At 35.8% G+C, this 13,252-nt stretch carries 12 protein-coding genes; all 12 read right to left on the bottom strand.

Annotated elements, in window-relative coordinates; translation table 11 throughout:
- Window positions 1-298: 298 nt before the first annotated feature.
- On the bottom strand, window positions 299-1,069 hold the full coding sequence (locus tag PHU20_RS15525; RefSeq protein ID WP_274826305.1) for a C-type lectin-like domain-containing protein: 771 nt from the start codon (window positions 1,067-1,069) through the stop codon (window positions 299-301).
- A 253-nt stretch (window positions 1,070-1,322) separates the two neighbouring features.
- The gene (locus PHU20_RS15530; protein ID WP_274826306.1) at window positions 1,323-1,841 is read right to left on the bottom strand and encodes a hypothetical protein; all 519 of its coding nucleotides are present in this window, start codon (window positions 1,839-1,841) and stop codon (window positions 1,323-1,325) included.
- A gap of 149 nt (window positions 1,842-1,990) precedes the next feature.
- Window positions 1,991-2,506, bottom strand: coding sequence for a hypothetical protein (locus tag PHU20_RS15535; protein ID WP_274826307.1), 516 nt, complete (start codon window positions 2,504-2,506; stop codon window positions 1,991-1,993).
- Window positions 2,507-2,689: 183 nt separating this feature from the next.
- Window positions 2,690-3,061 carry a nuclear transport factor 2 family protein gene (locus PHU20_RS15540; RefSeq protein ID WP_274826308.1) on the bottom strand — a complete coding sequence of 124 codons (372 nt, stop codon included), beginning with the start codon at window positions 3,059-3,061 and terminating at the stop codon, window positions 2,690-2,692.
- A 217-nt stretch (window positions 3,062-3,278) separates the two neighbouring features.
- Window positions 3,279-4,415 carry an amidohydrolase gene (locus PHU20_RS15545; RefSeq protein WP_274826309.1) on the bottom strand — a complete coding sequence of 379 codons (1,137 nt, stop codon included), beginning with the start codon at window positions 4,413-4,415 and terminating at the stop codon, window positions 3,279-3,281.
- A 211-nt stretch (window positions 4,416-4,626) separates the two neighbouring features.
- A complete protein-coding gene (locus PHU20_RS15550) occupies window positions 4,627-5,454 on the bottom strand; it encodes a hypothetical protein (RefSeq protein WP_274826310.1) in 828 nt (275 codons plus the stop codon).
- 171 nt (window positions 5,455-5,625) lie between these two features.
- Entirely contained in the window at window positions 5,626-5,904 is a 279-nt protein-coding gene (locus tag PHU20_RS15555; protein WP_274826311.1) for a hypothetical protein, read from the bottom strand.
- A gap of 101 nt (window positions 5,905-6,005) precedes the next feature.
- Complete coding sequence (locus tag PHU20_RS15560; RefSeq protein WP_274826312.1) at window positions 6,006-6,995, bottom strand: toll/interleukin-1 receptor domain-containing protein; 990 nt, start codon at window positions 6,993-6,995, stop codon at window positions 6,006-6,008.
- A 214-nt stretch (window positions 6,996-7,209) separates the two neighbouring features.
- Window positions 7,210-7,725 carry a hypothetical protein gene (locus PHU20_RS15565; RefSeq protein ID WP_274826313.1) on the bottom strand — a complete coding sequence of 172 codons (516 nt, stop codon included), beginning with the start codon at window positions 7,723-7,725 and terminating at the stop codon, window positions 7,210-7,212.
- 191 nt (window positions 7,726-7,916) lie between these two features.
- Window positions 7,917-10,562 (bottom strand): tetratricopeptide repeat protein, encoded by a 2,646-nt coding sequence (locus PHU20_RS15570; protein WP_274826314.1) that lies wholly within the window; start codon window positions 10,560-10,562, stop codon window positions 7,917-7,919.
- Between the two features lie 424 nt (window positions 10,563-10,986).
- Window positions 10,987-12,147: a PepSY-associated TM helix domain-containing protein gene (locus PHU20_RS15575; RefSeq protein WP_274826315.1), complete on the bottom strand. Its 1,161-nt coding sequence runs from the start codon at window positions 12,145-12,147 to the stop codon at window positions 10,987-10,989.
- Between the two features lie 6 nt (window positions 12,148-12,153).
- Window positions 12,154-13,212, bottom strand: a complete 1,059-nt coding sequence (locus PHU20_RS15580) for an alpha/beta hydrolase (RefSeq protein ID WP_274826316.1) — start codon at window positions 13,210-13,212, stop codon at window positions 12,154-12,156.
- Between the last annotated feature and the right edge of the window lie 40 nt (window positions 13,213-13,252).

Here is a 13,252-nt window from a genome sequence, read left to right on the forward strand (position 1 = left end):
TAAAATACAAGGTTTACCGGCCCCCATAGGCTTATGACCGTGCAACTGCAACGTATTGACTTTTGAGCGATAATTTTTATGGATAGCTGTAAAGCGGGCACTTTTTTTGGGCATTGGCCACCAACCCCTATGAAAATATCGGTTTTATCCTTTGGCCTGGCGTTAGGGAAAAGTACCTCAAAACCACTCAAAAAGCGGTTATAAAAGTCTGTTTTATATGAATTTAAAGCTTGTGCAACGATTACGGGTGTTGTATGCAGTTTTTTTATGAATTAAAGTTTAATTTTTTCAATTACTATCACAAAGAGGGTTTTTTGATGTATTCTATTATAAAAGCATATCTTTTTCCACCTGTACGCTCCATTCCATAAGTACCCGCATCATCTGAAAAATCGCCCCAAGTTGACACAGGTTGGTTCAACTCCCCAAAACCAATGGTTCTTTGACTATGTTGTTCTCCAGAATTATTTGGTTGTGTGTTATCTCTCGGGTCTTTATCCAGTACTCCATCATCTAAGTTTTGTGCCCAATTTGTATATTCCCATTTTTCGCCACTTAACCATTCCCATCCCTCAATTGGTTTTACAGATGCATCGTGTTTAAAACCTCCTAACATTGGTCCAATCATTATTTCATAATGATTCCCTTTGCTCTTTCCTTCAATGTATTTTGGAAATTTCCAGAAATACTTATTATCATCTATCAAATTAAATAAAAATTCATTTTCTTCTTTAGTAGTAACTGAAGCCAAATAACCTCCAGCATCATCAGCCAAATAAGCGGCTTGATACCAATTAACTGTTCCTGTTGGCATATAAATGACTTCATAATAATGTGTTTCGCCATTTGGATTGGTGTATTCCACTATTGGTTCCCTTATTATGTCTAAATCTTTGGGTAATTTATCCCAAGTAAAGAAATGATATTGGTCATTAACATCAAATTCTATATTGTTTATTGTTACTTTTTGTCTTCCGGATTCGACATTGTTTTTCGAATTATTTTGTTTGCAAGCTATAAACAAAGTACTCATGGTTATAAGTGCTAAAAATACTTTTATGAATTTCATTTTTCTTTTTTCAAATTAGTCCATAAATTAGACTATAATCACATCAAAGGGTTTAAACTTCCCCACTCAAAATTGCATACAACTTGTTTACCGCACTGTAAAATACAAGGTTTTCCTATCCCATAGGCTTATGACCGTGCAACTGCAACGTATTGACTTTTGAGCGATAATTTTTATGGATAGCTGTAAAGCGCGCACTTTTTTTCGGATCAAAGGCTTGTGCAAGGGTTACGGGTGTTGTGTGTCGTAATTTTTATATCGGTGAAACTCCGCTCGACATAAAGTATTGATTCTTGTTTCCATTTTTATCAATTATGAAAAATATTCCTGTCACTTGTGGGTCTCCAACCGTTATAAAATACCACTGTTCCCGTTCAAATTCCATTGGACAAGTCGGTAACCTTTCCAATCCAATGCTGAATGGAAGTCGTTTTTTCCCATCAACGGTTTCTCTCCATAAACCTTTGTGCACATACTGAATATCAGATTCCTTTTCAATCCACCAATAGTTCCCTTTTTCGTTGAATACAATTTTGTCGGGTGGTTCAGGTGATCTTCCTTTCGGATGGTCGATATTACAGCTTGTCCAATAATCTACGGTGTATTTTGCCGGTAAACCATTTCTACCAATTGAGTCAACGGAAATTTTTTCAATTGTAACTCCGTTGATAAACTCTCTGTTTGTCGAAATATGATTTTCTGTTATTTCAATTTTTGGTGGTTGAAGTGAAGTCAGGAATCGATACATTAGAAATCCTGCACCAAGAACCAAAATGAGGATAATTGAACTAATAATTAGAAATATTTTTTTTCCAACGTTTCAATTTGGTCTTATTACCAGCAACGCCTCCATTATGAAGCGTATTTTTTGTGTTGCGCCTACGGCAAAAAACAATCTTTATGAGCCATTGTTTTGTATGATTATTTTTTTAGTCCAGTTTTTAAGTCCAATAATTTCAATTCTTTGTGGTAGTTCTCAATTCTTGATTGTGCATTTCCGTCAATTAATAAAATGACAATTAACATTGAAATGGTTGTAACACAAATCGCTCTCCAGGTGGGTGTTTGAATACATAGCATTACTAATGCTGCTACGATAACTACTATTGGAACTACTTTAAATACAACTATAAATTGCTTTATAGTGCTTTCAGAACGTTCAATTTCGGACTTATAAAAGGCAGTTTCATCGGTATTAAAATCCTTTTCAAATTGTTTAACTCTTTGAATATTGGTGTAGTTGGTTCCGCTGCCAATTATTAATAGTAATATACCTGCTACTAACGTTGGAATGATATAAGCCTTTGCTAAATCTGTTTTTCCCAATTGCCAAAATCCAGCACTTGCGATTAAAAAGCCAATCGCGAAGAAAATAAAGAAACGTGTCGAGAATACTTCGGCTTTTGCCCATTCGATTGCTAGTTTTAATACGTCCATAGTTTCATTTTTTAATTAATGCCAACCGTTTCGCATAAGAATGGTTTCGGGTTTGCGTGCGCGGATTTTCCGACTTGTGACGCCGTTTGGCGTTAAGGAAAATCAGACGTAGCAAACCCGTAACGACCTTTGATCAAGCACTAAGCCGCAATTATTTTCATACATTGATGTACGCAGGCTTTTTTATAGCTGTTCCACTAATTTTCTGGCGGTAACGGTATCATAAATGATTTTCAGTTTACTGATCTTATTTTGATTATCGAATTCAATAATGTCAACTACATCAAATTCCACTTTTCGATTATTTTTCAAAGTCCATTTATAGGTAAAATAAAGCGCTAAATTGTTTGAGTCATTTTCTTCAAAAATTCCTTTTAAGCGAAGTTCGGAATTTGATGTATCACTATTTAATTCACGATAAAATTCATCCGCTGTTTTTATTCCGTATAGTGGTGAATCAACCATTCCATTTTGATTGAACAATGCAACTACTTGTCCAACATTTCCATTTTCAAGATGCATTATATATTGCCTTGCTATTTCCTTTTTATTCATTATTCCATCAATTTTAAATTTCAGGGTTGGTTTCTCAGCTTGCGTACAACTTATGTATATACGTGTAAAACACAACGTTTACCGGCCCCATAAGCTTATGACCGTGCCACTGCAAGGTATTGCCTTTTGAGCGATAATTTTTATGGATAGCTGTAAAGCGGGCACTTTTTTTCGGATTAAAGGCTTGTGCAACGGTTACCGGTGTTGTAAGCAGTTGTTATTCTTTCATGATATTTGAAATTATGGATTTAAACATTGTAATTCCTGTTTCTATTATTTCATCAGGAAAATCGTAGTCAGCGTTGTGTAGGGCAGGCGTATCAATACCAGCACCTAATCCGAACATTGCTGTTTTGTACTCTCGTGAAAACCAACCAAAATCTTCTCCAAATTTAAAAGGGTAAGGCCTTTCTGTAATTTTGTAATTGTTTTCTTTGGCCGCTCTTATGATATAATTATTGCTTTCAATATTATTCGTAGAAGCAGGAAAATATTCGAGCCATTCTATTTCGTGCTTTAATTTATGTATTTGACATATTTTCTGAACACGAGTTTTTATAAGGGTTTTTAAAGCAGTAGTATTTTCTTCGCTCCATGTTCTCATCGTATAATGTAGCTCGGCATTTTCTGGGGAAATACCGTAAGCAACTTGTCCCATATTAATATGCACTGGTGTTATCAAAGTAAAATTTTCATCTTCAGGTTTTGACACCTCTAATTTAGATAGTGCTGTAATAATATTAGAAAGAGCTAAAGCTGGATTTTTTCCGTGTTCAGGTTCAGATGCATGCGATTTTTTTCCTTTAATTCTTACGATAAAACTTTGAACCTCAGCTGAAAATCCTTTTTTTATTATAATGATATCATGAAGTGGGTTCTTAGGTATATTGTGAAGCGCAAAAATATAATCGGTTTTTAGTTCTTTAAATTTTTTGTCTTTTACTACATTATATGCACCTTTTCCATTTTCCTCAGCAGGTTGAAATAATAAAATAATTTCTCCTGAAATGAATGATTGATTTTTTATCCATAAAACTAACCCTGAAACAATGGCCATATGGCCGTCATGCCCGCATTTATGGGATATTCCGTCTTTTTTTGATTTATGGTTAAATTGATTTTCTTCCTGAATCGGTAATGCATCCAATTCACATCTAATTGTAATGGATTTACCTTTTTTAGGAAACTTATAAATGACAACTAAACCGGTTCCACCAACATTCCCAAGAATTTGAGTTGGGTTATGTTTATTTATGAATCTTTGAATTCTTTTAGCTGTTTCATATTCAAACCCGGATAATTCTGGGTTTTCATGAAGTTCTTTTCTTAATTTTAGTATTTCAGTATTAGTCAATCTATTATTTCTATTAGCAATATTGATAAATTGGTTACAACTTATGTATATACGTGTAAAACACCACGTTTACCGGCCCATAGGCCCAAAACCATTACAACTGCAACGTATTGCCTTTTGAGCGATAATCCACACAGATAGCTGTAAAGCGGGCACTTTTTTTCGGATTAAAGGCTTGTGCAACGGTTATCGGTGTTGTACAACGTATTTTTTATTCATGATATTCTATTTGCCTTTCGTAAACCATATTCAATTCTCCATCGGCACTTCTTTTATTTGTTATCCAATTTCCATAATCATCATACAGATATTCAAATGATGTTTGCCGCCTAAGTTTACCGTGTTTATCGAACGTATTTTCAATTATCAAATTATTCATCGTATCATATTCGTAAACTTTCTTTACAAATTCGCCGTCTGGATAGAATTTGATAACTGTATTTTCATTTCCATGCTTATCATACGAGTACATTCTCCTATCTTTTAAACTACCATCCGGTTTAAAGCTTAATTCCTCTATTTTTTTATTATCGGAATTGTATTTGTATACATACCTCCAACCCTTTTCGCTTTCAGGACTTTTTAGTAGTATCTCTATAATATTTCCATTTTCATCGTTTTTATTGGATTGTATTTCGGTCAGATTGTTTTCTGCATCGTACGTTTTAACCTCAATCAAATTTTCTTTGGAATCGCACTCGTATATCCAATAGCTTATTATTTCGCCCGATGCGTTTTTCGTTATGCCTTTTTGTGCATCTCCTTTTTCATTTCTTTCGTAGGTTGTTTTTTCGTAAACAGCACCATCGGTTTTGTACTGAACATATTCTATTATTTCTTCGTTTTTATCATAAATGATGTACGTTGTAAGTTTAGATCCAAAAAGATCAGCTCTATTTTTTAGTTCTCCATGCTCAACCCTATATAAGACTTCCTTGACCATTTTCATTTTTGGTTTAAGACTGTCTTTGGTCGATTGGGCTGCAAGGTTCGTTCCTGAAAAAGCTATCAGAAACCCGAGTACTACTGCGTATTTCATAGGTTTACCCATATGTTGCACAATGGTTTTGTGTATGATTAGTGGCGTGTTTAAGCACCTAATTCAGCAAATAATTACTGAATAGAAAATCCGAGAGGATCTTCGTAAGTAGGCGAGAACCAGCCATTAATTATACACGGTGTCGGTATTTCGTTGTTTTTATCCAAATTATTAATTCTTGCCTTGTTTTTTGTTTTCTCTTATTGTCAAGACCATTGATATTATAATTAATACACTAGATAAAGTTGTCAACCAAAATCCACGGTCAAATTCTTCGGAAAATATAAAATTCGCTATTATTAAAATTGCGCTTACAATGATTAATATTAAAGGTGTGTGTTTTTTCATAAATTCAGTTTTTTGTTTTTGAGTGAATTCAGTCAGACTTGAGTCATTCGCATATTTTTCAACTTCCGATTTAATGTCTTTTAAATTACTCTTAATTGTCATTTTTAACGGTTCTGCTCAATGAATGCCAACTTGTCTATAGCACTGTAAAACACAAGGTTTACCTGCCAATTAAGGCCAATAACCGTTGTTAACCACTGGATTTATTCGTATACAGGTTTTACATAGTCAATAACTGCTATTCTTCCTTTTATTGTTCTAAATATTAAGTTCATAATTACTCCATCGCTGTCCTCAACTTGGATGGGTTCGTTTAAGGAAAACGAAACAGGTTGTTGCTTTCCGCCATCAATTGCTATGTTATCAGCGTAGAAGTATGTTCTATTTGAAGAATCTAGAATTGGATTTAAACGTCCTTTAAGACCTGGGATGTGACAAGTGGAATGTGAAACTATCGAGCCAATATTTCCCACTTTGTTTAGATTAATCTTTAAATCTTCATTTGAATCAAACTTCTCAGAGAAGGCAGATGGATAATCAGGATGGCAAGCTAACACTGTATAGGATCGTCTAGTTTTAACTTCAAATTTTACCTTTCCTTCTACATTAGTGATTCCTTTGATTGTAGTTCCATTATCAGCTAGTAAAACCACTTCTGCATTTTGAATTGGATTGTCAGATTCAGAAATCATCACACAAATTTCTTTTGGGTCAACTTTGGGTATAACTGTTATTGTAGATAATGCTTTCCTTAGGTTTTCACTTGGAATAGTTTCTCCTGAATAGATCAGTTTTTTTTCGATTATATCGACAAATTCTTCTGGTGCTTTGTTGTCCAAACCTATATAACCAATAGTTGGTAAAACTCCGGGGATTTCAGTGTCGTCAAAACGGGCAGGTAAAATATACTCCGAACTTTCTTGGAATGCTCTTGCCTGCATAGCTTGTCTTTCATGATTAGTCCAAAGTTTATTTGCGTAATCTCTCGATATAAACATTATTGTATAACGAGCTTGATTTGAATATATATCAGATAAGTAATCGTAAAGGTTTTTTTCCCACAAATTCGCCTCTTCAAAGATGTCGTAGAAGGTCGAAATGCCTTTTTGTTTCAATAAGTTGGCTACTTGATCAACATATTCTCTTTGTTCCCCAGCAAATGATAATGCTATGTCAAAATTCGTATTTCTCATTTTTTCTACTTGTGGCTATCGGTTGGGCTAAGCGTAATGCGGAGGCAAGGAAACTTTTCGTTTCCGTCTGCGCACTTAGCCAAAGCTTTTTGTTTTGTTTTTTCTTTTTTTTCTGTTAATGCGAAATCCCAAAGATTTCGTGATCTCATAAAAATACTCAAACCTTTCGTTTAAGCCCAAAGCCCGTATTGTTTATAGGTTTTGTTGTAAACAGTTATTTTACATAGCTTCTATTTTCTATGCTTTCAGAATTCCATTGAATATCAATAATCCATTTTCCAAATTTTGAGCATTCTAGATAAATTTCATCTCCAATGTTTACTTTTTCAAAAGTATTTTTACTAACCGCATAAGTAGTTAAAAACTCATTGTCATTAAAATATATTACATACCCCGAAATAAAATACGAACCAGCTTTTTTAGTCAACTTTTTATTTTCAATTTTAAGTTTAGTTATTATTTTCTTCTTTTGATTAAGATCTCTTATCAGGCTGTTAGGACTAAAAAATAATCCTAAGAGATTTAATAGACCCATAAAAAGAAAAAATCCAAGAATTATTAAAAACATCAATGTACCTATTTGAAAGGGTTTGGAATGACTATCATAAACGAGGTAAAAAATGAAAGAGAATATAATACCAAAAAAAAGCATTCCAAATATTGAACTAATCCATTTATTATAGATTTTTTTCAATTCTTTTTGATTCATTTTTACTTCTTTAAAACTCATTTAATGATAATTGTTTACAACTAGTTTATATCACTGTAAAACACAACGGTTAGAGGCCCATAGGCCTCTAACCGTTGCAACTGCAACGTATTACCTTTTGAGCGATAATCCACACAGTTAGCTCTAAAACGGGCACTTTTTTTCGGATTAAAGGCTTGTGCAACGGTTACCGGTGTTGGGCACAGTATTTTTTAAATTTGTTTTATGTTAATTGCACAAATTCCAGTATTGTTTTCTCCAAGTTCATAGGAAACTAATTGGCCATCCTGTAATGATTTCCATTCCACCCAATTTGCAATATCTAAAAAATCATATCTATGAGCGAATATTTTCTCATTTCCAGTTTCTATAAAAACGAAGTTATTTGGTTTATAGGTTTTAGAAACATTACCTATTTTCTTTTCATTTTTATTGTCTACATCAATTAAATGGTCAAGTGAATTGTCCTTGAATTTTTCTTGGTATTTGAGAATGATTTTTTTCTTAAGGTCAATTGTTAAATCAATATAACTATTTGTTTTTAATATTAATTCTTTGATGTATTCTTTATTTTCCTCAATAGTTACTACAGGTGTCATTCTTACAAAATGTAGTAAACCTACACTAAAGTTTTTTGCCATTTTGTAATCAACAAGGGTACTATCAATACAATCTTCAAATAACTCGAATGCCTTTTTAAAATGACTAATTCCGATTTCAATATCAGTTTGAATTGTTAATGCACTTTTTCCTCTTTCAACATAATATGATATGAGTTCTGTATTGGCTATTCTCAAATTTTTTGAATCTAGTTCAACATTTTCAATTAAGTTTCTTACAACTTGAATAGCTTTACCGAAATCTTGTGCACTATTTAAACATCTTGCAATTAGAAATGCGGTATATGGATGATTTGGTTTTTGTTCATAAACCCTTTTTGCATATGCAAGTGCACCATCGACATCCTCTAACTTAAACATTAAAAATTGAGCATAATAAAATAAAAGTCTAGGGTTTTCTGGTGCAATTTCTAAACCTAATTGATAATCTTCATCTGCACTTAATAAATCACCTTGAGATGCTTTAATAAATGCTCCAACTCTATAAACCTCGAAGTAATTTGGATCTATATTTTTCGCCTCTTTAACTTTTAATAATGCGTTATCAAAATCACCATTTTTAGAATGAAATAGTGCTTCTTGTAAAAACTTGGCACTAATCATTTGATTTTGATTATCATAAACTAGAGCGTTTAATGCAAACTCGTTATATTTTTGGACTTTATTAATTTGTCTAATTCCAATATTTAATTCTTTAGACTTTTTGATGTTATTTTTGATATAAGATTCTTCGATAGGATACTTCTTTGATAGAAAATCTTTTGCGAAATCAGATATGTAATAGATAACTTCCTCATAATTATTCCCATCTTCAATTTGCCTTGAGATAAGAGTTGTTTTGAAAAGTTCGATTAAGTATTTCCGAGTTTCTAATGGTTTATAATTAGATAAATAAATAATTTCAGCATTAGTCACTTTTTTTCTTGAAGCTCTTATTGTCTTTAAGATTGATATTGCTCCTTCGCTTAATTTTTCATAGACATTTGTTAAACAAAAATCAAGTAGATTTTCTTTATTATTAATCACTTCGTGAGGTGGAATCCCAGTTTCAACCGTACTCACAAACCATTTAATTGCTAATGGATTAAAATATAGTTTACTGGATATATCTACTAAAGTTTGTTGCGGAAGTTTTAATAATGTATCGCTGTTTCGAATTCTTGCAATCTCCCTAATTAATTTAGCTGATTCGGTTTCTGACAACCCATTTAACTTTCTTGGATATTCTAATTCACCAAGTCCAATTCTAGAAGTTATTAAAATGTTACATTTTGTTTGAGCCTCACGTATAAAATCTCTAACCTCCTGGCTTTGTATTGTCTCTAGGTTATCAATTATGAGTAGAGTTTTAAAATAGTCCAAATATTCTAGGATTTCATCAAGCCTATTTTCAGTACCTATTGAATCACTTATTTCAGAAATTAATCCAGTATAATCAGTAATTGTAGTGTATATATCTTCTATACCTTTTGAAGTTAGCATTGTGGTTTTTGCTGATGTCCATATGATTAATTCAAATGGACAATCTTCATTCATATCAACAATATCATACGCAACTTTCAGGGCTAATGCTGTTTTTCCAATGCCACCATCTCCCAAAACTGAAACCACTCTATTAGATAATACTAATTTTGTTAAGGCATCAATATCTTGACTACGACCTATAAATCCTGTTTCATCAAAGTCAGGAACAGGTAAGTTGTGACTAACTTTTGATAATTCTTCATCTAAATGATTAGTTGGAAATTTTAAAGTCAGTACATATGAAGGGTCATTATCTATTTTCTCTCTCGTGTCTATTGTAACCGTCCATTCTATTGGGTCAGATTTCTTAAGAGTTGAGACAAAATCATATGTAAAAGAAAAATCACCACCAAGTAGAGGCCGAGTGTGCATTACTCTATTTCTAATTGGTGTTAAATCAGATAATGTTTTGAAATTAGTCTTTATGTATTGGGCTGTTTCCTTTTTTAAGAATTCCTTATTTTGATTTAAGATTGTAAACGTATCTTGGAAATCCAAAAACTCAATTACTTCATCAAGATTTTCTAAATGATTTACACCTGGATTGTCTTTTTCAAATCTTTCAATAACTTTTCTTTCTAATTCAGCATTTTTAAAAAACGCCAAATTCTCAAAGTAAGGTGTTATATTCCTTTTAATTGTATTTTTTAAATCCAGTTCAACTCCATAAATCAGAGCTGCGAGTGTTAATCTAGTTTCTGTAATTTTCGACATTTACTGTTCTTTTTTCATATTGTGCCCAACTTGTATATATCACTGTAAAACACAACGTTTACCGGCCCAAAAAGGCCCCTAACCGTTGCAACTGCAACTTATTACCTTTTGAGCGATAATCCTTACAGATATCTGTAAAACGCGCACTTTTTTTTCGGCATGGGGCACCAACCCTATGCACCTATCGGTTTTGGCCTTGGTCATGCCTAAGGCCTGTGCGTAAAATCGCATTCTAAAATAGGGCAAAACCAACTTTTGGGAAAGATGGGGCCGGGGGAAGTTATCAACCGTGGCCCCCTATTTATCAACCTTATACGTAATGTTCGTGGTGTGCGTGGCGTACGGTATGTTGCTGCGCCTTAGCGGTGATCGGGGGCGTTGCCCCTTACCGTACTTTGTGGAATTACCTTAAAGCAGCTCGCCCCTACCTTTTCTTTTTCATTTTGTTGATCCAGATCAAGGTGCCCGTTATGGGTAAGGTCGTGGCGATCAAACAGCAGATAAAATAAATGATCTTGGTGGCCATCCCCGCAAAGTCCCCCACATGGATCCCCCGGATCAAACCGGCGATTTTCGATCCCACCGACCCGTCTTTAAAGTAGGTAGCGGAAACCAACGCATTGGTATGGGGGTTAAAGTGCAGCTTATCGGCGGCATTGTAGGCCAAAAACCCGCTACCGATCTTACGGATCATGATACTTTGATCATTGGCCATGGGCAGGGTAACCCTCGTGGCAAAATTGGCATAGGGTAAGATACTGTCGGTTTTATGGAGTAGGGTATCAAAATCCAAGACGGCCCTTTCCCGGGGCGTGTTTTCGGAAGCAATGGAAATGGTCTTCTCGAACCGCGATTTCCCCAATTGGTCGCCCAAAACCTTTTCCAAACCGTCGTAATACCACGTAAACGACCACAACAGTCCCGTTAACCCCATGAGCAATAGGGGGAGCAGGGCATAAAAACCGAAGGTATTGTGAAAATCATAATTCACCCGTTTCCAGCTTGCCTTGGTCTTAATGGTAAACCCCTGTTTCCAAGCTTTCCAATTACGGAATTTCTTCAGTTTTTTGGGAAACCACAAAATCAATCCGGATAGGCACATGAACACGAAAATGATGGTACAGACCCCTACTATGGGCCTCCCGATTTTGCGATCCAATAAAAGGTAGCGATGCAACTGCTCCACGGTGTGCATAAACGCCTTTGTTTTGCCCGTGGCCTGTACCCGTTGCCCGGAATAGGGGTCTATGCTCACTGTAGTGCCCCTTACGGGTTTACCGTTACTGTTTTCGATTTGCTCCTTGGTAAGCAAGGTAAACCGGTGGTTTCTGTTTTCCGCTCCATAAAAAATGAATTCCTTGACCAGGGTATCGTTCCCCTGCAGCGTATGGATCAGCCGATCAAAAGGCACCCGTTCGCCCTGCTTTTCGGAATAATGGTCTTCCCTATCGAAGAACGAAACGAGTTCTGTCTCAAAAGCGAGTATCGTGCCCGTAAGACAGACGACGAACAAAACAATGCCACTACCGATCCCCAACCATAGGTGCAGATCGTTGATCAATTTTCTGAAGGTGAATTTTTTCATTTTAATTTAGTGCTTGGTTGATGCTGATTTCTCTTTTAGGTATTGGTTCTCCGGGTAGAGCTCCCTATTGATCCGATGCAGGATTACGGCATTGGCCTGCTGCCCCCTTGCCCTGGCCAGATCGACCACCCGATCAAGATAGGCCCCTTGGGGTTTAAGCTCATAACCCAAGGTTTCGGAAACGTCCCGGTAGTGTTCTTGCAATAAAGACGGGTTTTTAATGAGGTCTTTTACATTGATCCTAAACCCCTTGAATACAAAACGGAAGGCATCGATCATGGCGGGCAGAACCACACTTCCGTGATCTTCTTCGGGATAGGCCTTGATCTTCAGGTTCAGGTTTTCGGGAACCATGGCATGCATTTTCGTTAGGGCCGCTTCCTTTGCCTCAAAATGGGCAAGGTCTTGTTTTCCCGCTTTTTTGGGGTAACCCAACGAATTGGCATTGGCCAGGAACAGCGTTTTCCCTTTAAAGTCCGTCCCCCGTAACTTGCCTTCCAGTTCGTTGACGAACAGGGCGTCATCCCACCATAAACTGGGGTCTATGGCCACATAGGCATTGAAATCGCCAGTATTTTCGAACAGGGTGTTCATGGTAAAAAGCCCCCCAAAGGAATGCCCTACCAGGATCTTGAAATCCAAGGTGCGATAGGTCTCATCGATTTTGGGCATCAACTCCTTTATGATAAAGGACCTGAACTTATCGGCCCCACCACTTTGGTATCCCAGCTCGGTCACGGGGGTCGGTGTCAGGTCCCTTGACCGATCGGTGTTTTTGATGGCGACCACAATGCATTCGGGCATTACGGGATAGTACCCACTTGAAAACGTGTTTACGATCCCCGAGATCACATGAAAATACGTTTCACCATCCAACACATAAATCACGGGATACCGCTGCGCTTTGAAGTTATCATCGGCATAGTGCTCCGGTACATATACCCAGTACTCCCTTTCTTCGTTGACCTGGGAAGAAGGTAGGGTTGCCCGGGTACCGATCGTGATGTCCTGGGCATGGGAAAACAGGGCGGTGAAAAATAAAAGGGTTGCGGTGAAAAGCTTCATTCCGGTTGTGGTTTTGCGAAAACTGAAAAAGAGGACATTT

This window comes from Maribacter polysaccharolyticus (assembly GCF_028882255.1).
GTDB lineage: Bacteria > Bacteroidota > Bacteroidia > Flavobacteriales > Flavobacteriaceae > Maribacter_A > Maribacter_A polysaccharolyticus.

Coding starts and splice junctions, on each gene's coding strand:
- PHU20_RS15525 (WP_274826305.1), bottom strand. CDS start 1,069: ATGAAATTCATAAAAGTATTTTTAGCACTTATAACCATGAGTACTTTG.
- PHU20_RS15535 (WP_274826307.1), bottom strand. CDS start 2,506: ATGGACGTATTAAAACTAGCAATCGAATGGGCAAAAGCCGAAGTATTC.
- PHU20_RS15540 (WP_274826308.1), bottom strand. CDS start 3,061: ATGAATAAAAAGGAAATAGCAAGGCAATATATAATGCATCTTGAAAAT.
- PHU20_RS15550 (WP_274826310.1), bottom strand. CDS start 5,454: ATGAAATACGCAGTAGTACTCGGGTTTCTGATAGCTTTTTCAGGAACG.
- PHU20_RS15555 (WP_274826311.1), bottom strand. CDS start 5,904: ATGACAATTAAGAGTAATTTAAAAGACATTAAATCGGAAGTTGAAAAA.
- PHU20_RS15560 (WP_274826312.1), bottom strand. CDS start 6,995: ATGAGAAATACGAATTTTGACATAGCATTATCATTTGCTGGGGAACAA.
- PHU20_RS15565 (WP_274826313.1), bottom strand. CDS start 7,725: ATGAGTTTTAAAGAAGTAAAAATGAATCAAAAAGAATTGAAAAAAATC.
- PHU20_RS15570 (WP_274826314.1), bottom strand. CDS start 10,562: ATGTCGAAAATTACAGAAACTAGATTAACACTCGCAGCTCTGATTTAT.
- PHU20_RS15575 (WP_274826315.1), bottom strand. CDS start 12,147: ATGAAAAAATTCACCTTCAGAAAATTGATCAACGATCTGCACCTATGG.
- PHU20_RS15580 (WP_274826316.1), bottom strand. CDS start 13,212: ATGAAGCTTTTCACCGCAACCCTTTTATTTTTCACCGCCCTGTTTTCC.